The organism is Aquimarina sp., from assembly GCF_977115655.1.
This window is the reverse complement of record NZ_CDSBKO010000022.1, coordinates 37,966-63,993: the sequence shown is the minus strand read 5'-3', so window position 1 is coordinate 63,993 and position 26,028 is coordinate 37,966. Positions and strand designations below refer to the sequence as shown.

Genomic DNA, 26,028 nt, shown 5'->3' with positions numbered 1-26,028 from the left:
TACAGATTATGAGTGATAATGAAATGATGGATAAAGAAGAAATTTTCTCAAAAGTTTTACGAGCAGGAAGAAGAACTTATTTCTTTGACGTAAGAGCTACAAAAGCAGGAGATTACTATTTAACAGTAACAGAAAGTAAAAAATTCACCAATGATGATGGATCTTTTCACTATAAGAAACACAAAATCTATCTGTATAAAGAAGATTTTGCCGGGTTTACAGAAATCTTAAATGAAATGACTGATTTTATTGTTGACGAAAAAGGAGAAGAAGTAATCAGCGAAAGGCATCAAAAAGATTTTCAAAAATCATACGAAAAAGATGAGATGGAAGATGATAACACCGAAGAAGTTATCGCCTCTACAGAAAGTTTTACAGATGTAAATTTTGATGATATCTAGACAAACAACAAAACTTAAGTTAAAGTTATGTAAACCGCCTCAATATCTGAGGCGGTTTTTTTTATATTCACATCTAAAAAATAACCTGAATGAAACCTATAAAAGAAATGAAATAGTTGTCCTGTTTTAGAAAATATAATACAAGCCCTCTTTTTACAAAGGTATTTTTGCTTATATACAATCTCACTATTTTCTAAAACAAACCTAAATAGTCAAAAAACATTTCCTGGTATCCTCTATAGATTATCTTTTAATAATAACAAGCATAAATTTTTTGAATATATGAAATATATTTTTACTCTTCTTTTTGTATCCTTAAGTACCGTTTCTTTTTCTCAAGACAGCTTATCTTTAGAATATTATCTCCCAAAAAACACTACCTATAACCCTCAAATCCCAACGCCTCAAAGTATATTAGGATATATTCCCGGAAAATGGCATGTTACACACGACAAATTAGTAAGCTACATGCAAGCTCTTGCTGCAGCTTCTCCCAGAATTACCATTGAAGACAGAGGAAAAACTTTTGAAGACAGACCTTTATTACTACTTACTATTACCTCTGAAAAAAACCATAACATCCTGAAGGATATACAAAAAAAACATGTAGAACTTACCAAAAGCGGCTCCAATCAAATAAGCACAGATGGCTTACCTGCAATTATATATCAAGGGTTTTCTATTCATGGCAATGAGCCCAGCGGATCAAATGCTTCGCTTATCGCAGCCTATTATCTGGCAGCTGCACAAGGGCAAGAAATAGAGAATCTTTTAAATGATGTTGTTATTTTATTGGATCCTTCTCTTAATCCCGACGGTTTACAACGTTTTGCATATTGGGCAAATACTAACAAAAGTAAAAACATGAGTACAGATCCGCAAGATCGAGAATATAGCGAGATATGGCCAGGAGGAAGAACAAACCATTATTGGTTTGACATGAATCGAGATTGGCTACCTGTACAATTACCAGAATCACAAGCCCGTATTGCTACTTTTCATAAGTGGTATCCTAACATCCTTACAGATCATCATGAAATGGGATCTAATAGCACTTTCTTTTTTCAGCCCGGAATACAATCCAGAACACACCCCCTAACTCCTAAATTAAATCAGGAATTAACAAAAAAAATAGCAAATTACCATACCAAAGCATTAGATAACATTGGCTCCTTATACTATACCGAAGAAAATTTTGATGACTTTTATTATGGCAAAGGATCTACTTTTCCCGACATAAATGGAGGAATTGGTATTTTATTTGAACAAGGCAGCTCCCGTGGGCATGCCCAACAAACAGATAATGGAGTATTAACTTTTCCTTTTACTATAAAAAATCAATTTACCGCAGCTCTCTCTACACTCGAAGCTGCAAAATCCATGCGCAAAGAATTATTAGAATACAAACGCGATTTTTATAACAATGCAAGAAAGGAAGATGCAAAAGATGCTTATATTTTTGGAAATGAAAAAGATGGAGCTTCTTCGTTCCATCTGGCAGAAATACTCAAAAAGCATCAGGTACAATTGTATGAAGTTAAACAAGATGTAATAATTCAAAATACGTATTTCAAAAAAGGGCACAGCTATATGGTTCCTAAAAACCAAAGACAAAAGAGACTGCTTAAAGCTATATTTGAAAAAAGAACCTCATTTCAGGACAGCTTATTTTATGATATTTCTGCATGGACTTTTCCTTTGGCTTTTAATTTGGATTATACAGACAATGCATCTTATGCTCATATTGGCGATGAAATATTAGATCTTGCACATAGAAAAATAGCTCCTGTAACTAAAAGTGATTATGCATATCTATTAGAATGGCATGAATATTATACTCCCAGAGCATTATACCAAATTCTTAGTAAAGGAATACGCGCAAAAGTTGGCACCAAACCTTTTTCCTTAGAAAACAAAGATTATGATTATGGAACTATTTTAATACCTGTACAAAACCAAAAATTAGACAAAGACGAGTTACATGCTTTTTTACAAAAAACAGGACTAGATAATCATATAGATATCGCCAATGTTTCTACCGGGCTTACCAAGGGTATCGATTTAGGCAGTGATAAATTCAGACCTTTATCCATCCCAAAAATTGGCCTGTTTACAGGCAATGGTATTACATCTTATGACTCCGGAGAAATTTGGCATCTAATGGATCAACGTTATGATATTCCTATCACCAAACTAACTACCGATAATTTAACACGAACTGAATTATCTGTATACACTCATATTATACTACCAAACAGTTGGAAAGAAAGTATCAACAATCAAAATGTAGAAAAATTAAAAAAATGGGTTCTTAACGGAGGTACTTTAATTGGCTATAGAAATACCGCTAAGTTTTTTAAAGACAAAGATTTTATGAAAATTGAATTTGCCACTCCAGAGAATGACGCAAAAAATATTTCTTTTGAGCAAAAACAAGATTTTTTTGGAGCACAGGTAATTGGCGGAGCAATTTTTGAAGCCAAAACAGATCGATCCCACCCTATCAATTTTGGCTATAAAAAGGACAAAATTGCCTTGTTTAGAAACACAACCCTATTCATTAAACCAGATAAACAAAGCTACAACAATCCTATACAGTACACCAAAAACCCTTTGCTTAGCGGGTATATAAGTAAAAAAAATCTGGATTCATTACCCGGTACTGTTCCTTTTAAATGTAATCAACTTGGAAAAGGAAAAGTTATTTTATTTACAGATAACACTAATTTTAGGGGCTTCTGGTATGGTACCAATAAATTATTAATGAATGCTATTTTCTTTAGTGACGAAATGTAATCAGAGTGTGTTTTTTTATATTGAAGCATAAAATTGTAATTTGCAGACTTATTAAAAATAAAAAAATATGGCTCGTACCCCTTCAAATATGTTGCCTCTGGGCACTATTGCTCCAGACTTCTCGCTTACAGATACAGTTACTAATGATATAGTTAGTTTAAATACTATTAAAGGTGAAAAGGGGACAGTTATCATGTTTATATGTAATCATTGCCCGTTTGTTATTCATGTTAATGAAGAAATTGTCCGCATAGCAAATGATTATCGTGTTCAAGGGTTTGGTTTTGTAGCTATAAGCAGTAATGATATTGACAAATACCCCCAAGATGCTCCTAAAGAAATGTGGAAAACAGCACAAAAAAATAAATATACTTTTCCTTATCTTTTTGATGAAAATCAGGATATTGCCAAAGCGTATGATGCAGCATGTACTCCTGATTTTTATTTATTTGATACAGAATTAAAACTGATTTATCGAGGTCAACTAGATGATTCAAGACCCGGCAACGGAATTCCTGTAAACGGCAGAGATCTTCGTCAGGCATTAGATGCAGTACTTCGCAACTCAAAAGTTCCTGAAAATCAAAAACCTAGTATTGGGTGCAACATAAAATGGAAAGAATAAGTATATCTCTTTCTCTTTTTTAAATCAACATTTATCAAGCAAGCATACAAGATAAAACCTACTAATCAAAACACATGGTATGGTACTATTAAAGTCCTGCAATAATTTGCAGATGTGCTAAATGATGATTGCCATGCCATGCGTATATACCTATATCTTCTGCTAAAGAAATTATTTTATTATCCTCTGGATGCACAAATTTTTGTTGTAAATCCAAGGAAGACAAACCTCTTAAAAAATAAACCCATTTAGCATGAAGTGCTTTTATAAGATCCAAAGATAGATGAACCGGTGCTGATTTTGTATCAAATAATTCTGCCCATAACTCTTCTCTATACACTTTTATAATAGGGGTATCTTCTGTTAATGCCCACTTAAACCGAAATATATCCATTATGATGACTATCATGAATGTGGTGTACCACTTGTCTAGCTGTCCATCCTCCCACACGATATGTTGTTTCTAATTGTTTTTTGCTAAAAACGGAAACCAAGTTTGATAATTTCTCAGGTAACTCTTCTATATCAAATATCCATCTTTGGATATGATCCGAAGTTATAACTTTTGGGCATTCAAATTTACCTAAAGGATACCTTAATAAATCCATAGTTTAAAAATCATTCTACTTTTGCATACGAAAACTCTTCTTTGGAAGACAGATCTGTTAATACAAGCATTGTATCATTTACGCTTTCGATTTTATATCTATAAGTACGATCATCCATTGGAAAAAAACAAATCAAAATATCGTTTTCAATTCTGGTTTTCAAACGATTTGCAAACCGACCATTATAAAAATTAAATCGTATTGTTCCTTCAAAGATTATATAATCTTCTGTATTTTGGATAAAAAGCCATTTTCCTTGTAGTGCCCGATAAATATCTCGGTTATAAAATTTATTATCCAACAAAGATTTCATTTTTTCAGCATACTTAATAAAGCCTTTTTCAAGAGTAATTTCGTCTATAGGCTTGCCTATTTCTTTTTTTTCTATTTCTTTATCATTATCAAAATAATGTTTGGATTCGTACTTAGTATATGCATTAGAGTAATCCAAAACCACTTGTCCTCTTTCGTTTTTTTTCTCTACATAAGGACGTTGTTTATAGTTAACATGAATTAGGTTATCATTCCAAAAATAAAACACAGTTATTATATCTGTCGTTCGGGTCCCTACCTTTCTAACAATTTTTTTAAGTCTTTCATGTTCATAATATCCATTTAGTTCTGCACCGTGATCTGCCATTTTATCCAGAAACTCTTCCGGATCTAAGTAAAAAGTTTCAAATTCTATATATCCATCTATTATCTCTATTTGATCATTAATATTAACCAAAATATCTTCCTTTTCTTGACTCCTAACAAGACATATACTATAAAGGGTTAAAAAAATAATAAGTTTTTGTTTCATATCTAGGGGGTATAGCTATTTTCACTTAAAGTATAAATAAAAGAGGATTTAAACACCTTAATATATCTTTTTAACAAAAATCATTTTGTTAAAAAAAAATAAATTTAATATTAAATTAAGTATAAAAAATTAAAAGTAAAGCTTTTAACACAAAAACACTATTTTGGATATCGCAATTTATTTTCACCTCCTTCTCTTTTATCAAAAAAATAAATTTTATAACCTTTTAATGCTAAAAAACCAAAAAAAAATCCCAAATATTGCTGGTATTTGGGATTTTTTTCGAAAATTAAATATGAAAAGATCTATTTCACATTTACTAGTTCTACATCAAAAATAAGTGTTGCATTTGGAGGGATAACTCCACCTGCTCCTCTTTCTCCATATCCTAAATATGGTGGAATCACAAATCTTGCTTTATCTCCTACTTGCAGCAATGCGATTCCTTCATCCCAACCTGAAATCACTTGCCCCATACCTAATGAAAAATCAATAGGCTGATTACGCTTATAAGAAGAATCAAACACTGTGCCATCTGTAAGACTTCCTTTATAATGTACAGATACTGTTTTTCCTTTTTCTGCATTTACACCATCTCCTTTCTGAATAACTTTATATCGTAAACCACTATTGGTTTTATCAAACCCTGCTGCCAGCTCTTCTAATAAATCTTCTGTCTTTTTCTTAGCTGCGGCTTCCCGTTCTGCCTTGGCGCCATTAAAACTTCTGAAGGTTTCTACTGCATTAAAATTTTCGGCATCTGTTCCTACTCTTTGAATTTCTACAGATTCGATTTTGTCTCCTTGTTCAATGCTATTCACTACATCTTGTCCTTCTATTACTTTACCAAAAACAGTATGTTTACCATCTAACCAAGAAGTCTCTACATGAGTAATAAAAAACTGGCTTCCATTTGTCCCAGGACCTGCATTGGCCATTGATAGTACCCCAGGGCCATCATGTTTTAAATCAGGGTGTATCTCATCATCAAATTGATATCCGGGGCCGCCTGATCCTGTTCCTTGAGGGTCTCCTCCCTGAATCATAAAATCTGCAATTACCCTATGAAATTTTAAGCCGTCATAATATGGTTTTCCTTGTGGGATTGCTTGGTTTTCTATATTACCTTCGGCCAAACCAACAAAATTACCTACCGTTCCCGGTGTCTTCTTATATTCTAAATTAATAAGAATACTTCCTTTTGTTGTATTAAATTTTGCGTATAATCCTTCTTGCATAATGTAGTTTTTTAAGCTTTTTAATTTAAAGTCGCAAAGATAAGTAATTGACTTTGGTTTGATATTAGAGTTTATCAAAGTTTTATGTGTGTAAGAAACTAGCACAATCAAAACTCATGAAGTAATAATCAATAAAAACATCCAATTATCCAGAATAATACCATTTTAACTTTTGAAAACCAAAAAATACCATTGGTGTTCTGTAAAAGCTCCAAATTACTATCGCTTCAAGATACAAGAACCCAAACTCTACTTTATTTTAAACCAGCACCATTCAATCTCTAAAATGATTCTTATAAAAAATGAGAGGATTTAAAAAAAGCTAAAAAACAATTCCTAAAATAACAAAATCTCTGAGAACCTTTTATTTTACTGGGTTTCTAAATAAGCTCCCTTACTTTAGCCAGACAACAATAAAACTTTATATAAAATATTATCTATAGTCAAGGTAACATTTTTCATACTCATAACATTAACTAATAACCATATTTAGAAATTCATATCTGTACTATTTACTTTTAATTAAGTAAAAATCAAGATGTCATTTTAATAATTTACTCTAAACCTAAACGATTATTAAACAACTCTAATTAGTAAATTAATTATATATATTTTGGCACAAAACCATATTATCCTTGAACAAATATCTAATGTTTCAAAATTATTGATTCATATAGGAGATGAACACATAGCTATAAACACAAATGATATCCTTAAGTGTGAGGCAGATGGTAACTACAGTATTTTTATACTAGTAAATAAATCGAAATATTTAGCATCAAAATCTTTAAAATATTATGAAAGTTTATTATCCAAAAAAGGTTTTTTTAGAGCTAATAGATTTACTCTTATTAATATTACACATATACACTCTATTTATAAAAAAGAAGCCATAACTCTTAGTAATAAAGAAAAAATCATTGTTTCTATACGTAATAAATCGAAATTATTTGAATTAATAAAAAGCCTTTCATAATCCAATAAAAAAATCATGTATATTAATAACTGTTAATATGCAAAGTAATATTATTAATTCATAGTAAGAATAGGTTATACCTCAAAGTATATATTAATTAAAGCGCTTTTCATTTAAGAAATCTATTTCTTCTTGCATTTTTTGACATATAGTAACGATGTAAAAAATCATAGCAAATCATTTCATGAATACGATTTTTAGATTTGAATAAGCGATTCATTAACATATGAATATAGCTTGATAATAAATCATTTATATCTTTTTCTAATTTCTTACCAAGTATAGACTCAACTACTGGGCACATATCTATATGCTTTTTATTTAAGATATTTAACAAAGGTTGATAATCTTTAGTGCTAGAAGTTTCAAAAGTCATGAACTCCTCGATTCTTTTTCTTTTATCTCTATATTTATCTTTTATTTGATTATTAAGTATTTTAGATTCATGAAACTCATTTCTATAATTAGCTTTTAGATTATTTAATAATTCTATTTTTTGAGTTTCTGTATACCGAAAACTATCTAATAACCTGTCGATTGCCTTTAAACCAAAAAGCCAACGTATTTCTTCTCCTTCATCCCCTTCAATTATACTAATTAGTGTACTTATCATTACGCTATCGTAAAAAAACAGGGATTCAGCCTCATCTATTGTATTAGTTCCATATCTTTCTATCTCACGATGATAAATATCTGTTTGAATTTTCCATATTAAATCTTTATGAATCAAATCTTTTAAATGAGGAGTTATCAATGAAACTATTTTACCCAAACAGTCTAAATGTGTAAGATGAAAACGGATTCTAAGATGTTCCTTGGGGTCTGCATATCTAATAAAAAACCATTTATCAATCCAACCTTTCTTTAACAAATCATCCGTAATTGGCTTTATTATATTCCCTAATATAAAATCTGCTGTATTAGGACCTGTATAAACTTTATAATATAGCCATTCTTCTCCTAATATAAAGGAACGTTGTATACCTTTATTCATAATTATTTGTTTACATTCAATTTTTCCTCATTATAAAAGGAGACAACTACTTGATTTGAATAATATTCTTTATCTCTTTTTAGTATTCCATCCTCTGAAAACAGAAATTCAGACAATACAAATGTAGCTTGATTTTTGACCGTATCTAAAAGCATTTTTATGGAAGTCACATTGGTTAAGCATATTAATAATTCATTATCCCCTTCTATTAATTTTACATATTGGGGCAATTGTTTTTCTAATTTCCATTCTGAAAACTTTTTCAGCAATTCTTCTTCTCTTTCTATTAGTTTAATAAAAGGTTGAATAGATGCGTTTTTAAAGTTCCAGGTTGCCTTTGAAAAAATAATATCCTCATAGGTAACTCTTGGTAAAAATTCAAATTCTCCTGCCAGAGGTCCCCAATTAAACCCTATACCACCACGTCTGTTTTGTAATTGCATATCGGATAAAAAATGATAAACAGGTAATGAATTAGATGAATAATTATGTGCATTCGTTAAATATGGAATCACTTGTTTATTGTTTTTTTTAGATCGTAAAAAAACTTCTTTATTATTTTTAATCGAAACCATAAGATCATCAAGTATTAACTGATTTTTCTCCTTTACAGATGATTTTGCCAAATATGGAATTTCATATTCCCGCAATGTTGGTCTTGCCAATATATTACCCACTCTTGATTCGGGTAGATGTATAATTTCGGCCATTATTTTCCCTTTATTTATAACACCTTCAGAATCAATTATTTTCTTAGTATATTCATGTAATTCTGAATCACCATGGCAAAACCTACCAAATAGATTGGCTGCACTTGACCCTCCTGCACCATTCATAAAAATCATTTCTTTACCATCGACTATTGTGATTTCTGTCATAACAGATAAAGTATCCGGCAAATCATTCCATTCTTTTTGAAAACTTTCGAAGTCTTTATCTTCAAGTTTTAAGCTGTATGCTTTTTTTGAGATAGTTTCATTAAGTTTCTTATATAATAAGGAATAAAATGCATTCCATGATATATTTCCCATAGAAGAGTCTTGGGATGAATATCCGACAAAGAGATCATCTACAAGTGGATTTACCGTTCCCGAGCCTTGATCTTGAAGATATCCTATTCCCATTTCTGTATCTAAGACTTGAGATAATTTAACTTCTCTATTTTCGTAACGTTCATAAAATGCTTCTCTAAATTTTTTAATATTTGTATCCCTCATCGGTGGTGATATTTTATTAAAAAATGAGATTCCTTTCTTTACCTTATCAATAACCTGATCGCTTAATTTATTATCTGCAAGATTAAGAATCATATCGGTCTGAAATAAATATTTTATATCAAAATCAGTACCTATTTTTTTTAATAATTCATTTATTTTCGCATATTCATTCCTTTCATTACCTATACAACGATCAATATTTTTTAAAATAGTATTAACCGATTCTAATATTATAATTATATCCTCTACTCCGTTTAATTTTTTTAATACTTTAATTATTTGTAACAAAAACTCGTCTCCCGTCACAGAGGGTTCTAACTCACTTATTAGTAATTGACTCCCTACCATTTCTTCAATAAAGGATAAAGCTTCTTCTTCTTCAATTTCGTCATCTACTAATAATTTGACTAAATCTTTTAATAAAACTCCTTTTTTTGAAGCCTCTAATATCTCTTGTAAGTACTCTGTATGATCTACCGATATTATCTGATGATATCTTTTGCTGTTAATATGATAATATTCAATATATCTTAGAAAATCTCCTGCTTTATATATGCTGGAATTTGAAAAAAACAGCAGCTGATCTTGGATATGCTTATTTTTGATTAAATCCTGTGATAACGCAACCAAATAGTTCATATCCAAACGTGTATGACGTTTGTTATTTCCCTCTAGTTTAAGTTCTAGATCATTCTTTTTAGAAAACTCCCCGACTCCGCACCCTGCAAAGATTCCAAAAGGGGTGCAACGCGAGGACATTCTACTCAGATATTTTAAAATTGAACTGGTGAGCTTGTCAATTTCTTTTTTATTGGTCAATTCTTCATTTAACCATTTTTCTAATTCAAAATATAAAGATGGTGATGCCAAAAAAATAGCTTCTCTTATCTTAGAGTCATTGCATATTTTTTTTAACTGCTCATTGTCAATTACATTCTCATTAGTTAGTTCTTTATAAAAATTTAAAGACAACAAAGGAGATCTTATTACAAACTTATTAAAACTTTGGTATGGATTTTTTGTTTTTATCATTTTATAAAATGAAAGGTTAAATAATTTTTATGATTATCAATATAATACCATTTTAACTTTGAAATAGCACTAATAAATTATTTCTTTTTCATCTATTCTTCGTTAAAAAATATAACCGTAACTACAGCTATGCTTGATACCAGATCAAGTCTGGCACAAGCTTTTTGCCTTGAATACTTAAAAAATAAATTCAATTTCTATACGTACTATTTCAAAGTTAAAATGGTATAATAAAGTTTCAGAAGTTTACTTTTGATTAGAAAAAATCCCAGATACAAATATGTTCTGAGATTTTTTTTAAATTAGAAATTCATAATTTTAATAGCTATAAATAATCAAAGATTATTTATAGCAAGCCTCATTCTTATGCACAAGGATTAACAGAAATACAGCCTACAGGAACCCCTTGAATACCTTGGCAATAAGAAAGCTCTAAAGTAGGTCGTGTACATCCAGGACCTTGTGTTTGAGGAGGATGTGTTACACTGCAACCATTTGCATTACAAGATACAGTGTTTACAGCACAACCACCCCAAGATGGCCCATCAGTATATCCACCCCCAGTTATTTTTGAACTATTAAATTTAGAAATAGTCTTCTTGTTTAGACTTAAACTTGATAACTTCTTTTTTTTCATGATTATAATTTTTAATTGTTATTAAATAAATAAGTATTCTTCACAAATACTTTTACTTGTTCTACTTTTCTTGAAAACCCATAGTATTTTTAAGATATCATCAAACACTCATCCCATGATGTCTCAAAATCAGATAAGTAAAATAATATTGTCATACCTATCCCTGCTATTCCTGTAAGAAATCCTATTTCATTTTCCCATAGTGCTTCAGCTCCATTCCATTGCTTATATCCGGCATATCCATCTTCAAAAGTTGCCATGGCCACTCCTTCTTCAATCCAATATGTAGCAGTTTCTTTAAAAAGAGAATCATGAGTTTCCTTATATAATCTCGAAAAAACAAGTGCATTACCAAAAGCTCCATGGCATATAGCAGAATCTCTCACAAAAGATTGTTCTTTGGTTCTACGGTGCGCAGAGTGCTTTAAAATTTCTATACTTTTATTGTATAGACCATCATCTTTCAATTCAATTGCCGCTATACGTAAAGAAACCCCTAATCCCAGATCACCATAACACCATGATAGTCTGCTAGAGTTTTTTTCATAAGGTTCTGAAATCCAACTAGGGAATAACGATAAAAAATCCTCCTCTTTATTTTCATAGTTTAGAACAAAGGATATTGCTCCTTTTAATAAAGGAGAGACTGTTTGTTTAAATTCGGGATACTTATGTAAACGAGAAAGGAAATTTATGATACTGGACATACCATGAGATAAGCTGAGATTATACCCCTGTGCACCTGTTGTTTGATCTACTACTGACAGCCATTTGATTCCATTTTCATCTTTTATTGATAAATGTTGTAGGTGTTTCAATAATTCTGACAAAAAATTAATATAACGAGATTTTAATTTTTTTGATTTTGTATTTTTTAATCTCTTCAAAAAATAATAACCATAACCAATAGCTCCATGCAAAAAATCATAATTATTATTTGTAATATCCGTAATCATAGTATTATATAAATACATATCTAAATCACTCAATAATCCATCAGCATCAATCTCTACAAAGCCCTCTTCTGAGAGATGATCAACAACCCATCCTGCTCCTGCTATACCTCCACAATATGGGGGATAATTATACCCTTCATTAATCCTATTTATCGATTCTGTTATTACTTCAACTCCATAATCTGAATAATTATCAATCCCTGAGTATTTTGAATAATAGAATTGAAAAAGAGAAATTCCCGATATCCCTGAGAAGATTCCTATTTCTGAATCATTTTTATATTCATCTCTAAGAATCAAGCTTATCTCACTTAGTTGTTTTTCTAATATTTTTCTCATTCTCAAAATTCAAAAAAATGTTTTATAATTTAAGCAGGGTTTTACAATAAAAAATGTTGACACCTATTTGTTATAATCAATACTGGAAATAAATGGAACCATAAAATTCAAGTCTAAATATAACAGCAATATTTCAATGTAATTTTCAATTATTGACAAGCGTTTTAAATAGTTTTATAACCGATATCAAAATCAATTTAAACGCGTTTAGCATAATAAAAATCTCTGTAGGGAGTTGAATTTTTGGTTTTCTTTCTGAGCGCAATATTAAAATACATCATTAAAAACCGGGTCTAAAAGCAATAAATACAGAACATACTTGTTATAGAAGATTACTTTAAACAAAAACCAATTAAGAATAACCAATTTATGCAATGAAACTATTATTTACTCTACTACTATTTTGCTTGTTATTTACTTCTACTATTTTTGCTCAAAATATTTATGAATCCGGATATTTCATTGATAACGATGGAAACCGCAAAGAATGTCTTATAAAAAAAATATCCTGGAAAAACAATCCAACAGAGTTTACCTGGAAAAAAACAATCTCATCAACGCCATCTATTGGTAAAATTAAAGATTATAAAGAATTTGGTGTAGGTCAGGATTATATTTTCAAGAGGTATATTATGAAGTTTGACCTTAGGGGTGACAATGTTGGAAAATCTACAAAAAGTGAAAGCCCTGATCTGAAAATTAAAAAAGTTTTTCTTAGGGTAATCCTAAAAAGTGAAGCTTCTTTATATCAATATTCTGAAAATGATGTGCATCGGTTTTTTTATACATCCAAAGAAAACCCGTACCCTGAATTATTAATTTATAAGACTTATTATGTGCCCGATGAGAGTAAAAAAGTGGGGGAAAAAGTTATCCCAAAAGCTAATACTCAATTTAAAGAACAATTACAACAATATGTAAATTGTGGCAATCAAGATGTAGCAGAACTTACACATTCCCAAAGAGATTTAAAAAATTATTTTGCTGATTATAATAATTGCAAAGGGGCAAAAATAGAGTATGTAGTAAAAAGAAAGATTAGCCAAACCAAAGTTGGACTTATAGGTTCTTTAGATTTTGTAAGTTTTTCACACCCGTCTGAGTTCAATCCTAATCAACCGGTTATCTATGACGATGTATTAGCCACAAAATACGGTATTTATTTAGAAACTTTTATTCCATTTTATAAGGTTGATCTTAGTTTTTTCTTAGAGTCTACATATAGGGCATTTTCTACACAACAAAACAATGTTTCTGGAACAATAAAACCATTAACTCTGGATTTTAAAAGCGTTAATGTGGCTTTGGCTCCCAGGTTCCACATTTATTTAAGTTCGGATTTTGAACTTTTCTTTGAAGGAGGGCTTTCTGCAGATCATGATTTGGGAACTGAATCTGTTTTTAAGAGTGTTAAAAAAATCACTTTGGATTACTTTTATGGAGGCGGATTTGGTGTTGGGCGTTTTAAAGTTGGATATCGTATATATTCGGATAAGAATATTGCTAAAAGCGAAACATTAAGCACTTCATTATCCAAATCAGAACTCTCCACATCAAGCTTGTATATTTCTGTAAATTTATCTAAACACAATAAAAAACAGTTATCAAATTTTGAAATGTAGTTTTTTATACACAAAAAGGTGTTCTCAAAACAAGAACACCTTTTTATGTATAACAGACTCTATTTTTTGATGTCTTTAATTTGCTACTTCACTAATAAATTTAATACGATACAAACGCAACTCTTCATCGTCATAATCTCCATCAAATTCTTCTATTGCTTTATCTATTTTATCATCTTCTGCTTCAATAAAATATTCATGAATCTCTTCTTGTTGGTCTTCATCAAGGATTTCATCGATCCAATATGCAATATTAAGTTTAGTACCACTATATACTATAGCTTCCATTTCCTTAATAAAGGTAGTCATATTCATTCCTTTTGCTGCGGCTATATCATCTAGCGGTAATTTACGATCTACGTTTTGTATAATATATAATTTAAGACCACTATTGGCCCCTGTGGTTTTAACCACAAAATCATCGGGTCGTAAAATATCATTTTCTTCAACATATTTTGCAATGAGAGCCACAAATTCGTTTCCATATTTTTTGGCTTTCCCTTCTCCTACTCCATGAACATTTGCTAATTCTTCTATAGTTACAGGATATTTTAAAGCCATATCATCAATAGACGGGTCCTGAAAAACCACAAAGGGAGGTACTCCTATTTTTTTTGCTACTGATTTTCTTAAATCCCGAAGCATTGCTACCAATATATCGTCTCCTCCTTTGCCGGCAGATTTTGCTGCGGTAATTATAGAATCTTCTGCCTCATCGCTATAAACATGATCTTCGGTCATCATAAAACTGGCAGGATTGTTAATAAAATTTTTTCCTTCTTCAGTAACTCTGATCACTCCATACGTTTCGATATCTTTACGCAAATATCCTTCTACCAGCACTTGCCTTACAAGAGCCATCCAATAATTACCGGTTTTGGCATTACCGCTGCCAAAGAAAGGTTGTTGGTGGGTTTTATGAGAAATAATCAACGCATTACTTTTACCTATAAGTGTATTTACCAGATCTTTTGATTTATAAATTTCACCTGTTTTGCTAACCACTTCCAGAAGAAGTTTAACTTCGTCTTTTGCTTCGTGTTTTTTCTTAGGATTACGAACATTATCATCCATATCCGCTCCTTCTCCATTTACTTCATCAAACTCTTCTCCAAAATAGTGTAAAATAAATTTACGTCTGGATATAGAAGTTTCGGCAAAAGCTACTATTTCTTGTAATAAAGCGTGTCCTATTTCTTGTTCTGCAACAGGCTTTCCGCTCATGAATTTTTCAAGTTTTTCGATATCTTTATATGCGTAGTACGCTAAACAGTGCCCTTCTCCCCCATCTCGACCCGCACGACCTGTTTCTTGATAATAGCTTTCTATACTTTTGGGCATATCATGATGAATCACGAATCGCACATCTGGTTTATCAATCCCCATTCCAAAGGCAATAGTAGCAACCACTACATCAACATCTTCCATCAAAAACATATCTTGATGTCTTGCTCTGGTTTTTGCGTCTAACCCTGCATGATAAGGTACCGCTTTTACTCCATTAACCTCTAATGTTTGTGCCAGTTCTTCTACTCGTTTTCTGCTAAGGCAATATATAATACCGCTTTTGCCTGCGTTTTGTTTTACAAAACGGGTAATATCTGCATCTACATTTTTTGTTTTGGGGCGTATTTCATAATATAAATTTGGTCGGTTAAAGGATGCTTTAAAAGTTTTTGCATCACTCATTGCCAAATTTTTAAGAATATCTTCTTGTACTTTTGGAGTAGCAGTAGCTGTAAGTCCAATAATTGGAATATCTTCTCCTATTCTTTTAATAATACTTCTAAGATTTCGATATTCTGGTCTAAAATCATGTCCCCACTCACTAATACAATGGGCTTCGTCTACCGCCAAAAAGGAGATTTCCTGAGATTTTAAAAAATCAACATATTCTTCTTTGGTCAGAGATTCAGGAGCCACATATAGCAGTTTGGTTACTCCATTTTCAATATCCTCTTTTACCTTTCTCACCTCAGATTTATTAAGAGACGAATTAAGCACGTGGGCTATCCCTTCTATCGATGAGATGCTTCGAATAGCATCTACTTGATTTTTCATTAATGCGATCAAAGGCGACACTACGATAGCGGTACCTTTGCACATTAAAGCAGGTAATTGATAACAAAGGGATTTTCCTCCACCTGTAGGCATTATTACAAAAGTATTTTGTTTTTCTAAAATACTTTGTATTACCTTTTCCTGTAGTCCTCTAAATTGACTAAACCCAAAGTGTTTTTTTAAAGCACTTTGCAAGTCAGTTTCATTCAAACTCATTAAACATTATACTTTTATATACCAATAAATAAAGATTCACTAACACTAAAATCCGTTTTCCCCAAGACAGATCCAGTGGATATTTCGTTTTTAACTTTAATACGTCAAAGATAAACAAAGCATTATTTAATATGCTTTTTTTTATGACTATTTAAAATTAATAAGGTATTGTATACCTTTGCGTAAATTAAAGATAATAAAATCTTTAATTATAACATGAAAATTTTTAAAATTTTGAACACTCAGGATACTATAATTTCATACGCAAAAAAAACTATCGCCGAAGAAGCCCGTGCAATTGCCTATTTAGAAGAGCTTGTAGACGAAGAATTTTCTAACGCTGTCCAAAGCATTCATAAATCAAAAGGCAGGGTTATTATCACCGGTATTGGCAAAAGTGCTATTATTGCCACCAAAATTGTGGCAACAATGAACTCTACAGGAACTCCTGCGGTTTTTATGCATGCCGCAGATGCTATTCATGGGGATTTAGGAAATATTCTTGAAGACGATATTGTTATCTGTATTTCAAAAAGTGGAAACACTCCCGAAATAAAAGTGTTGGTACCCCTTATCAAAAACTTTAAAAACACTTTGATAGGTATTACTTCCAACAAAGAGTCTTTTTTAGGCAAGGAAGCTGATTATGTTTTACATGCTTATGTAGAAAAAGAAGCATGCCCCAATAATCTGGCACCAACAACAAGTACTACTGCCCAACTTGTTATTGGAGATGCGCTTGCTGTTTGCCTTTTGCATCTTCAGGGTTTTTCCAGCAGGGATTTTGCCAAATACCATCCGGGCGGAGCTTTAGGAAAAAAACTCTATTTGCGAGTAAGTGATATTACTTCTCAAAATGAAAAACCCGAAGTATCCCCGGACTCCAATATTACTAGTGTAATTGTAGAAATGACAGAAAAAAGATTAGGAGCCACTGCGGTTACTCAAAACGGGGTTATTTTGGGAATTATTACAGATGGGGATTTACGTAGAATGCTTACTACCAACATATCTTCTTTTGAAAAACTAACTGCCAAGGATATTATGTCTCCAAATCCAAAAAGCATTAGTAATGATGCCATGGCAATCGATGCTCTTGAAAAACTAGAAGAAAATTCTATTTCACAATTATTGGCTGTAGAAAATGGTAAATATGCTGGTTTTTTACATATTCATGATCTAATTCGAGAAGGTATTATATAATGGCAAAAAAAAATAAAAAAAACCCTCATTCCATGTCTTTTTTAGATCATCTGGAAGAGTTACGATGGCATTTAATTAGAGCTACTATTGCGGTAATGACTGCCGGAGTTATAGCTTTTATTGCTAAAGAATTTGTTTTTGATGTACTGATTTTTGGTCCTAAAAAACCTGATTTCCCTACCTACAAAGCGCTTTGTAATTTATCCAAATATTTGGGCTTAGATGAAAGTTTATGTTTTAAAGAGCTACCATTTAGTGTACAAAGCAGGAAGGTAGCAGGACAATTTTCTGTTCATATCTGGACATCTATAACTGCCGGGTTTATAATTGCTTTTCCTTATGTAATCTATGAATTCTGGAAATTTATTGCTCCTGCTATGTATGATAATGAAAAAAAATATTCTAAGGGTTTTATTATTATATGCTCTTTTCTTTTTTTTCTTGGGGTACTTTTTGGATATTATGTTATTACTCCTTTATCTATTAATTTCTTAGGGGGGTATCAAGTTAGCAAAGAAGTTCTCAATGAATTTGATATCGATAGCTATATCGCTTTGGTAAGGGCATCCGTGATTGCGTGCGGGCTAATATTCGAACTTCCGGTTGTCATGTTTTTTCTTACTAAAATAGGCTTGGTTACTCCGGAGTTTTTAAGAAAATACAGAAAATTTGCTCTGGTAATCGTATTGATACTTTCTGCTATAATTACCCCTCCTGATATTGCCAGCCAGGTTATTGTAGCTATTCCTATATTAATACTATATGAAATAAGTATATTTATTTCTAAAGCTGTGATCAAAAAACAAAATAAAAAACTACAAAAACAATCTAAATGAGCGATATAGTTGATGATTTTAACGACTACAGAGAAAAGATGAATTCTCGTATTCTAGAAGATAATAACAAAATAATAAAAAGAATCTTTAATTTAGACACTAATGCCTATATGGAAGGTGCCTTAAATGTAAAGACCAAAGAATTATTGGGATTAGTAGCCTCTGCTGTATTACGTTGCGATGATTGCGTACGATACCATTTAGAGACTTGCCATAAAGAAGGGTTAAAAAAAGAAGAGGTAGTTGAAGCTCTTGGCATTGCTACTCTTGTTGGCGGCACTATTGTTATCCCTCATCTTCGTCGTGCTTATGAGTTTTGGGATGCTTTGGAAGCAAAAACCTCTTAAATAATTAAAGGTTAAAAAGAATAGTGTAAATTTACGAGTTCATTTTTAGCAACATCCACTATATAAAAGAAGTCATTCTGATATGAAGTTAAAAGCAGAAAATCTTATAAAAACATACAAAGGCAGAAAAGTAGTAAAAGGCATTTCGCTAGAGGTAAACCAAGGGGAAATTGTTGGACTTCTGGGGCCTAATGGTGCAGGTAAAACGACTTCCTTTTACATGATCGTTGGCTTGGTAAAACCCAATGGCGGAAAAATCACTCTGGAAAGTACAGATATCACAAAGTACCCTATGTATAAAAGGGCTCAAAATGGGATAGGATACCTTGCCCAGGAAGCTTCTGTTTTTAGAAAATTAAGTATTGAGGACAATATTTTAAGTGTATTACAACTCACTAAGCTTACCAAAAAAGAGCAACTACACAAAATGGAAGAACTTATCGAAGAGTTTGGGTTGGGGCATATTCGCAAAAACCGTGGGGATCTGCTTAGTGGTGGAGAGCGTCGTCGTACAGAGATTGCTCGTGCCTTGGCAACAGATCCAAACTTTATCCTCTTAGATGAGCCTTTTGCCGGGGTAGATCCGGTTGCGGTAGAGGACATACAACGTATTGTTGCCCAATTAAAAAATAAAAATATTGGAATCCTCATTACCGATCACAATGTACAAGAAACACTTGCCATAACAGACAGAACTTATCTAATGTTTGAAGGAAGCATCCTAAAGGCGGGTATTCCTGAAGAATTAGCAGAAGATGAAATGGTTCGTAAAGTATATTTAGGGCAAAATTTTGAGCTTAGAAAAAAGAAATTAGATTTTAATTAAAGTCTAGGCATACAATTTTCAATCTCAAATGTTATTTCTTTGAACAAGAGTTTCTTTTTTTTTATTTCTATTTGTACCATTAGACCTTTAGAATTTATCGCCTTAGATTGATCAAAAATAAAATTACCAATACTGTAATAAACAGGTTTTTCTTTATAAAATTCGATCGATTGTATAGTATGCGTATGATGCCCTATGATAACATCTGCTCCTGAATCAATTAATAAATAAGCTTGTTGTTTTTGAGTCGTTAGTGGCTTTATAGTATGTTCTGCCCCCCAATGTAATTGAACAATTATAACCGAATCGGGCTCTATAGCCTTCAATTTTTTAATCCTTTTGGCTATAGAATCAAAAGAATCTTCGCATACACAAGGTTTATTTTCTAAAAACGGCCAGTTCTCTGAAGGTACCTGAAGCGAAGAAAACACATACACTTTTCGTGGATAAGAAGCTATTAACTGCCCTTTGCAAGCTTCTTTTAAATTATCTCCAAAACCTAAAGGTATCAATCCGTTTTTTATAATATTCTTTTCTGTATCAACCAACCCTTTTCTTCCTTGATCCATCGAATGGTTATTAGCCATATTAAGATGTGTAATCTTATGTTCTTTCAATACCGTTAACCATTCTGGATCGGCTCTAAAAATAAATTTTTTATTAATTGGTTCTTCAATTTGGGTGGCCGGGCACTCTAAATTTGCAATTACAATGTCACTTTCTGCAAAAACAGAATCTATAGTAGGATGAAACAAACTATGTATACCTAAATATTCAATTCTTTCTCTAACTCCCCTATCCAAAAGGAGATCTCCTACAAAAACGATTTTATTTACCTCGGGTTCTTCATTTAAGAAATCACACGAAACTGTGAGTATACTTATTAAAAGTAACGCACAAAGCGATTTACCACGCATAAATTTTAGTCTATCCAAAAATATAACTATTTCTAACAACCCGAACTATAAAAGATTTTTTCATTTGCCTTTGGTGTTTTTATTGGAAGCATAATTTCTTTTATCCAATCCGGCACATCCGGGGCTTCTCCATTATTAAGCATTTCTTGCCATTCTTCATCTGTTAATCGATTACCCATTGGAATATGAAATTCATGATATCCAAATACTGCTCCTTTGGTGATATACAAATACCCTTCAATTTCTACTACCACATAAATATCATTTACATTACCTGTTGCAACATGCAAAATACCTTTATCAGGGTTGTTATTTGAATTTGACGTATAAATATCTGCCACTACAGCTACTGACTTGTCCGGACCTTTTACACTATGCCAACTATCCAGGTATTGATCTTTTTGTTTTACTAAATCTAATGTTAACCACTCAAAAGTACTACCTATTAGTTCTATCTGCGAGTATTCTTTTTCAGAAAGTTGCTGCCCCGACAGCTCTTTTTTACTAGCAGAAAGCAAAAACTCTGCATTTTCTTTTAAACTGGTTGTTATTCTGGAAATATTAGAATTCATTAAGTGATTTTTCTCTAAAACTTCTTTAGTTACATCTATCAACTCTATTACAGAGCTCCAATATCTAATGTTTGGCTCTACATATCCTACGGTATATGGGCTTGGTGGTCCACCATCTCCACATTCTGCAGTCGCAGGCTGTTCTGCATAAAGAATTGCATCATGTTTTAACTCTGCCCAGGACGCTAAAGAAGCATTCAAATCTTTTTTTGCCCATTGCGGGCTTTGCATAAAATAAGGATAACTGTCATTAGGTTTTTGTAACTCTAAAAGGCTCTGGACCCACTTATTATACAAAGTAGAGTTCCAATCCAATCCTTTCATTTTATTTTTCATGGTATTGAGTATTGTTGGATACTCCCTCCAGTTATCCCCTTCTTTTAATTCATTTAATAAAACATTACTGGCAGAAACACTTCCAAATGCTGCCATTACATCTAATCCTTTTGGATACCCTCTTTTTGTTACCTCGCTTTTAACATCTACCAACTCTTGTAACACCTCATTATCAGACAAATATCGCTGAGGAATAAAATTAATTTTATCCACACAACTAACCGCACTCTTAGATTTTATTACATTTTGGGCATCTGCTATTTTCTTTATTTCTTTTCTTAAACTCTCTAATGCATTCTGATTTGTAATAAGATCATTTAGATCTAATTCTTTCTTTTTAATCCACTTAGCTAAATCTAAAAACGAAACATTATCTGGAAGACCTATTATAAAATTAATTGGCTCCATAATAGCTTTGTACTTATTCCAGGTCTCTTCTCCAAAATTGGGGCTATTCGCCAAAAATGAAGCGCTTATAACTGCCTTTTTTAAATGCATATCGTTGTCTAAGCAAAAGGGCGCTGTTTGCAACCACATCATCGCTTTAAAATAACGTTTCAACTCTTCTGTCCTTGTATAATGCCCTCTTGGTTTAAAAAGACTGTAAGGAAAAGTTGCCTGTTCATAATCCAAAAAAACAGAGGTATTATCTATAGCAGCATCAACATTTGCTAATTCCTTTTCATACAAATCTTTATAACTATCCGGAACCACAACCTTTTTTTGTGTTAATGAAGTGTATGCTATTGCATAATAGGTTAGGTTATAGTTTGCCAGATCTTTGACAGATGTATTTGTAGTAGTTTTTGACAACTCTCTCATATCTTTCATCATCATCTCACAGATTTGAGAAAGCAATGGTATAAACTGATCTTCTTCTACAGTCCTTAGCACATACCCAAAATACATGTGAAACAATTGCATATACATATCGGTAGTTACAAAATTTGGAAACTGCTGGTAATCATTTTGTTCATATACATGAAATAATTGAATATTATTATTGGGTATAATTGCAAATCCAGTTTTAGATAGCATTGCTGTTAATTCTGATGGCATTTCCTCCATCTGAAAAGGGTTTACAATATTACTCATGTTTACCGATGTACGGTTTCCTTCTTTTATAAAATTTTGTTGCATCAATTCATTTTCCCTGATTTTTAATTTATCTATAAACTTTCGCTCTTCTTCTGTATAAGAAATTGGATTTGCCGATTTACCTCCCTCTTCTTCCCAATATCTTTTCCTCATTCTTTCGTCATACCAGGTTGTTGTACTAAATACACCTCTAAGATCTGCTTTCATAAAACAATATCCTTGTTTGGCAGCAAAAGAGTTTCTAAGAATTCGGATATCGGATAAGCTAAGACCCGAGATATCCATTTCTAAATCAACAGCATCTTTTAATTGCTCTATATCAATACTTTTTGCAGAAATTATAGGAGTAGCTAATGCCTCGTTTTCCTTTTGTATTTCTTCTATAGCATTAGTGTTTTCATCTTCAGCAATTTTTGCTTTAGATTTTTCTTTACCTCCACAACTTAATATAATTAGAGAAACAGATAATAGAATTATTTTTTTCATACGTTTTTTATGTATTAATTATTTTCCAGAAGAGTTATAGCCGATGTGCTATCTGTTTCTCTTTTTAAATATTTGGTAAATTCTAATCCAAATTTACGCCATTTATACTCTGCAACCAGATACTTACCGCTCTTTTCTCTTTCTACGCTTCGTATTCGCGTTTGTTTTTCTTTTTTTATAAAACTAAAATCCACCAATGGCTGACTTAACCTAGACCCTAACCAAAGTGGGCGCACCAATCCTTTGTAATTTTTAAAAATAAATAACCGTTTGCCTTTTACAGAGTCAAATCTGGTTGGTTTAATTACCCCTATCATTGCATCTTCGATACCATTACCATCTATATCCCCGGTTTGAAACTGATAAACAGGATATGGTAATTTCCACTTATCTAAATTGTTAGCAGAAGTTATTGTTAAATAATAAAGTGAATCATTTTCTTTTATAAGAGAGAAACTTCCTTTTTTGATTTCTTTTTTTAAAGAAATCTTTTCATGACATGATGAAAAAAGTGTTACACAAGAAATTATACATAAATAGAAGCTTAAGTTTTTATATAAAATCCCGAAAAACATGCACTAACCTTTCTTATACAAAAACACAGACATCAAAACATACAACAATATTATGCAGGGAATAGCCATAAATTTTATCAAAACAATCAAAACAATTGCTGCTAATAAAAAGATATAACGGATTTTATTTTCTGCAAATCCCCATGTCTTAAATTTTAGGGCAAACAAAGGAATTTCAGCATTTAATAAATAACAACTTAATAAGGTTAACCCTATCAAAAACCACTTATTTAAAATGATTTCTATTATCCAGGCTTCTGGTTGAAACTTAAGGATAAGAGGCAAACAAATAATAAGGAGCGTGTTTGCAGGGGTTGGCAGGCCTATAAAAGAGTCGGTTTGTCTGGTATCGATATTAAATTTTGCTAATCGATACGCCGAGGCAAGAGTAATTAACAAGCCAAACAGCGATATATAAGAAGCATCAAAACTCCCCAATACCTGTTCAGAGTTCCAAGAGCCGGGAACTACATAAAATGGTTTACCAAATACCTGTGATAATAGCTGATACATTACAATACCCGGTACAACACCACTGGTAACCATATCTGCCAAAGAATCCAGCTGTAAGCCCAAATCACTTTTTACATTTAATATTCGTGCTGCAAAACCATCAAAAAAATCAAACCCTATACCTAATATAACAAAAACAGCTGCCAACTCTAACTGTCCCTGAACGGCAAAAATAACTGCAATACAGCCAGAAAAAAGATTAAGAAGCGTTATACTATTTGGAATATGCTTTTTGATGTTCATAAATTTTATTTTGTGTAAAAATAGCAAACTATTTACTCTAATGAACACTTAAAAAGACGCTTTTTTCGCCCCTGTTACGTTTTAATTTATTGCCAAATAGGATAAACTATTCTTTTATTTATTGAAGAAAGAAAAAAGAGTGTTTTATTACTATCATATCAAAAAAGCAATAATCCTACTTTGCCATCTTAGATTTAAAAACACATCCATCCCAACCTTCCTTCAAAGGTAAAGGGTAAAAACTTCCTTTTGAAGGGAGATTTAGAGGGTTGTTAATGGTAAAATAAAGGCATACAAAACATAATACTGCTTCAGTTACACAGAAAATCGCCCCGTATTTTACGGCAGCACATCCAGTTGTACTGGAATCGCCTCGTGTTTTACGGGGCGTTTTCCAGTTTCTTTTATTCATTCTAAATAACATAAATACATATCTAAAAACCAACAACTTACGCTTTGCCTTTAAGCTATGTGCTATGTGTATCGGCAAAAAGAACAACTACATCCTTAAATAAACGATAAACACAGTTCTTTTTATCCTGAAATAGAAAAGAGCATTTTATTACTAGGTTTCTAAAAAATTATTTACAGCTAGCGCAACAGTAACCGATTACGTATGATACATTTTTGAATAACCACTGTGCATCTTCTACAGACCAACCAGATGTCCACCCCACTTCAGGTTCATAAACTTTACAAGATCCTTCTCCTCCTCCATTAATCTGTTTTTGTTGTGCTTTGCTTAACGTTTTTCCTAAGTAAAAAATTGATTTTTTCATGATTCAAATTTTTCAAAATTTTTATTTTTTACCTTTTCTCCACTAAATTAACCAGTGGATGACATGTATTCACAACAGAGGTTATTAAAAATAACCTCTGTTACATTCGTCACCTACAATTGCCAAAAATCTGGCCTCTACTTTTTCTACAACTTCCTGAAGAACATTGATCTCCTGAAGTACATAAACAACCAGTATCCATATCCTTACCCCCTCTGCAAGGTGCAGCCAACATATGCCCGCCATTAATAGTTTTTTGCTCTGCTTTATTTAAAGCTTTTCCTATGTTTAAAATTTGTTTTTTCATTTTTGAATGATTTAAATTTTAAGATTACTTTTAGTGGTGAACATTTATAAGACACTCACCAAATGTGTCTATTCTTCGCAAAAGAATATGTTTAAGTCAAAAGTCCTTTTTATGGCTTTTATATAGTATCCCGTTTCGATTTCTTTAACAGAAGTTATTATTTCTTGAGTAGTTTCTTCTAAATTCATCTATATAAAAAATATCATTATTCCCTTTACATTGTTTAAAACCATGCAATCATCATATTACTTATCTCTTTAGAATCCTGAAGTACTTCTAGATTAACCCAAGAGGCAAAAAACAAGCTTAGCAACTCTGTCAAATATAGCCCGAAGCGTTATTGAAAAAAAGAAAGACAGTTCTACAACAATGAAAACAAAGTGAACATAAAACACTAATCAACAACGGTATAAAAAAAATAAAAAAGAGATTTTAGCAGAAGAGCTTATATCTTTATAAATGCAGTA

24 protein-coding genes are annotated in these 26,028 nt (G+C 31.8%); 9 read left to right on the top strand and 15 right to left on the bottom strand.

Going from position 1 to position 26,028, the window contains the following annotated elements; translation table 11 throughout:
- The first annotated feature begins 8 nt into the window (after window positions 1–8).
- The 3 genes from ACZIYX_RS11215 (at window position 9) to ACZIYX_RS11205 (ending at window position 3,822) form a co-directional block, all read left to right on the top strand.
- Window positions 9–401: a PUR family DNA/RNA-binding protein gene (locus ACZIYX_RS11215; RefSeq protein WP_462682330.1), complete on the top strand. Its 393-nt coding sequence runs from the start codon at window positions 9–11 to the stop codon at window positions 399–401.
- Between the two features lie 282 nt (window positions 402–683).
- Window positions 684–3,197 carry a M14 family zinc carboxypeptidase gene (locus ACZIYX_RS11210; protein ID WP_462682329.1) on the top strand — a complete coding sequence of 838 codons (2,514 nt, stop codon included), beginning with the start codon at window positions 684–686 and terminating at the stop codon, window positions 3,195–3,197.
- Window positions 3,198–3,264: 67 nt separating this feature from the next.
- On the top strand, window positions 3,265–3,822 hold the full coding sequence (locus ACZIYX_RS11205) for a thioredoxin family protein (RefSeq protein ID WP_462682328.1): 558 nt from the start codon (window positions 3,265–3,267) through the stop codon (window positions 3,820–3,822).
- Between the two features lie 88 nt (window positions 3,823–3,910).
- On the opposite strand, the gene ACZIYX_RS11200 is transcribed toward ACZIYX_RS11205, so the two are convergent.
- The 4 genes from ACZIYX_RS11200 to ACZIYX_RS11185 form a co-directional block, all read right to left on the bottom strand.
- Window positions 3,911–4,231, bottom strand: a complete 321-nt coding sequence (locus ACZIYX_RS11200; RefSeq protein ID WP_462682327.1) for a DinB family protein — start codon at window positions 4,229–4,231, stop codon at window positions 3,911–3,913.
- Window positions 4,197–4,430: a DinB family protein gene (locus ACZIYX_RS11195; RefSeq protein ID WP_462682326.1), complete on the bottom strand. Its 234-nt coding sequence runs from the start codon at window positions 4,428–4,430 to the stop codon at window positions 4,197–4,199. Before ACZIYX_RS11195 ends, ACZIYX_RS11200 begins: the two co-directional genes overlap by 35 nt.
- Before the next feature lie 10 nt (window positions 4,431–4,440).
- Window positions 4,441–5,235, bottom strand: coding sequence for a hypothetical protein (locus ACZIYX_RS11190; RefSeq protein ID WP_462682325.1), 795 nt, complete (start codon window positions 5,233–5,235; stop codon window positions 4,441–4,443).
- A gap of 305 nt (window positions 5,236–5,540) precedes the next feature.
- Window positions 5,541–6,473 (bottom strand): peptidylprolyl isomerase, encoded by a 933-nt coding sequence (locus ACZIYX_RS11185; protein ID WP_462682324.1) that lies wholly within the window; start codon window positions 6,471–6,473, stop codon window positions 5,541–5,543.
- A gap of 613 nt (window positions 6,474–7,086) precedes the next feature.
- Between ACZIYX_RS11185 and ACZIYX_RS11180 the strand changes: the two genes are divergently transcribed.
- Window positions 7,087–7,449, top strand: coding sequence for a LytR/AlgR family response regulator transcription factor (locus tag ACZIYX_RS11180; protein ID WP_462682323.1), 363 nt, complete (start codon window positions 7,087–7,089; stop codon window positions 7,447–7,449).
- A 109-nt stretch (window positions 7,450–7,558) separates the two neighbouring features.
- On the opposite strand, the gene ACZIYX_RS11175 is transcribed toward ACZIYX_RS11180, so the two are convergent.
- The 4 genes from ACZIYX_RS11175 to ACZIYX_RS11160 form a co-directional block, all read right to left on the bottom strand.
- Window positions 7,559–8,443, bottom strand: a complete 885-nt coding sequence (locus ACZIYX_RS11175) for a thiopeptide-type bacteriocin biosynthesis protein (protein WP_462682322.1) — start codon at window positions 8,441–8,443, stop codon at window positions 7,559–7,561.
- A 2-nt stretch (window positions 8,444–8,445) separates the two neighbouring features.
- Window positions 8,446–10,692 carry a lantibiotic dehydratase family protein gene (locus ACZIYX_RS11170; RefSeq protein WP_462682321.1) on the bottom strand — a complete coding sequence of 749 codons (2,247 nt, stop codon included), beginning with the start codon at window positions 10,690–10,692 and terminating at the stop codon, window positions 8,446–8,448.
- Between the two features lie 364 nt (window positions 10,693–11,056).
- Window positions 11,057–11,329 (bottom strand): hypothetical protein, encoded by a 273-nt coding sequence (locus ACZIYX_RS11165; RefSeq protein WP_462682320.1) that lies wholly within the window; start codon window positions 11,327–11,329, stop codon window positions 11,057–11,059.
- Window positions 11,330–11,418: 89 nt separating this feature from the next.
- Complete coding sequence (locus ACZIYX_RS11160; RefSeq protein ID WP_462682319.1) at window positions 11,419–12,624, bottom strand: lanthionine synthetase C family protein; 1,206 nt, start codon at window positions 12,622–12,624, stop codon at window positions 11,419–11,421.
- A 374-nt stretch (window positions 12,625–12,998) separates the two neighbouring features.
- On the opposite strand from ACZIYX_RS11160, the gene ACZIYX_RS11155 reads away from it, so the two are divergent.
- Window positions 12,999–14,246 (top strand): hypothetical protein, encoded by a 1,248-nt coding sequence (locus ACZIYX_RS11155; RefSeq protein WP_462682318.1) that lies wholly within the window; start codon window positions 12,999–13,001, stop codon window positions 14,244–14,246.
- A gap of 75 nt (window positions 14,247–14,321) precedes the next feature.
- Here ACZIYX_RS11155 and ACZIYX_RS11150 read toward each other — a convergent pair whose 3' ends face one another.
- Window positions 14,322–16,523 carry a RecQ family ATP-dependent DNA helicase gene (locus tag ACZIYX_RS11150; protein WP_462682317.1) on the bottom strand — a complete coding sequence of 734 codons (2,202 nt, stop codon included), beginning with the start codon at window positions 16,521–16,523 and terminating at the stop codon, window positions 14,322–14,324.
- A 216-nt stretch (window positions 16,524–16,739) separates the two neighbouring features.
- Here ACZIYX_RS11150 and ACZIYX_RS11145 point away from each other — a divergent pair, with 216 nt between their 5' ends.
- The 4 genes from ACZIYX_RS11145 (at window position 16,740) to lptB (ending at window position 19,735) form a co-directional block, all read left to right on the top strand.
- Window positions 16,740–17,726: a KpsF/GutQ family sugar-phosphate isomerase gene (locus ACZIYX_RS11145; protein WP_462682316.1), complete on the top strand. Its 987-nt coding sequence runs from the start codon at window positions 16,740–16,742 to the stop codon at window positions 17,724–17,726.
- A complete protein-coding gene (tatC, locus tag ACZIYX_RS11140) occupies window positions 17,726–18,562 on the top strand; it encodes a twin-arginine translocase subunit TatC (RefSeq protein WP_462682315.1) in 837 nt (278 codons plus the stop codon). The genes ACZIYX_RS11145 and tatC overlap by 1 nt, the downstream gene beginning before the upstream one ends.
- Entirely contained in the window at window positions 18,559–18,909 is a 351-nt protein-coding gene (locus ACZIYX_RS11135; protein ID WP_462682314.1) for a carboxymuconolactone decarboxylase family protein, read from the top strand. The genes tatC and ACZIYX_RS11135 overlap by 4 nt, the downstream gene beginning before the upstream one ends.
- An 82-nt stretch (window positions 18,910–18,991) precedes the next feature.
- Window positions 18,992–19,735 (top strand): LPS export ABC transporter ATP-binding protein, encoded by a 744-nt coding sequence (lptB, locus tag ACZIYX_RS11130; protein WP_462682313.1) that lies wholly within the window; start codon window positions 18,992–18,994, stop codon window positions 19,733–19,735.
- Here lptB and ACZIYX_RS11125 read toward each other — a convergent pair.
- The 6 genes from ACZIYX_RS11125 to ACZIYX_RS11100 form a co-directional block, all read right to left on the bottom strand.
- Window positions 19,732–20,652: a CapA family protein gene (locus ACZIYX_RS11125; RefSeq protein ID WP_462682312.1), complete on the bottom strand. Its 921-nt coding sequence runs from the start codon at window positions 20,650–20,652 to the stop codon at window positions 19,732–19,734. The two genes, lptB and ACZIYX_RS11125, sit on opposite strands and share 4 nt — an antisense overlap.
- 32 nt (window positions 20,653–20,684) lie before the next feature.
- On the bottom strand, window positions 20,685–23,144 hold the full coding sequence (locus tag ACZIYX_RS11120; protein WP_462682311.1) for a DUF3160 domain-containing protein: 2,460 nt from the start codon (window positions 23,142–23,144) through the stop codon (window positions 20,685–20,687).
- 14 nt (window positions 23,145–23,158) lie between these two features.
- On the bottom strand, window positions 23,159–23,719 hold the full coding sequence (locus ACZIYX_RS11115) for a hypothetical protein (RefSeq protein ID WP_462682310.1): 561 nt from the start codon (window positions 23,717–23,719) through the stop codon (window positions 23,159–23,161).
- A gap of 3 nt (window positions 23,720–23,722) precedes the next feature.
- Window positions 23,723–24,475: a CDP-alcohol phosphatidyltransferase family protein gene (locus ACZIYX_RS11110; protein ID WP_462682309.1), complete on the bottom strand. Its 753-nt coding sequence runs from the start codon at window positions 24,473–24,475 to the stop codon at window positions 23,723–23,725.
- A 581-nt stretch (window positions 24,476–25,056) separates the two neighbouring features.
- Window positions 25,057–25,254, bottom strand: coding sequence for a hypothetical protein (locus tag ACZIYX_RS11105; RefSeq protein ID WP_462682308.1), 198 nt, complete (start codon window positions 25,252–25,254; stop codon window positions 25,057–25,059).
- An 84-nt stretch (window positions 25,255–25,338) separates the two neighbouring features.
- Window positions 25,339–25,500: a hypothetical protein gene (locus ACZIYX_RS11100; RefSeq protein ID WP_462682307.1), complete on the bottom strand. Its 162-nt coding sequence runs from the start codon at window positions 25,498–25,500 to the stop codon at window positions 25,339–25,341.
- Between the last annotated feature and the right edge of the window lie 528 nt (window positions 25,501–26,028).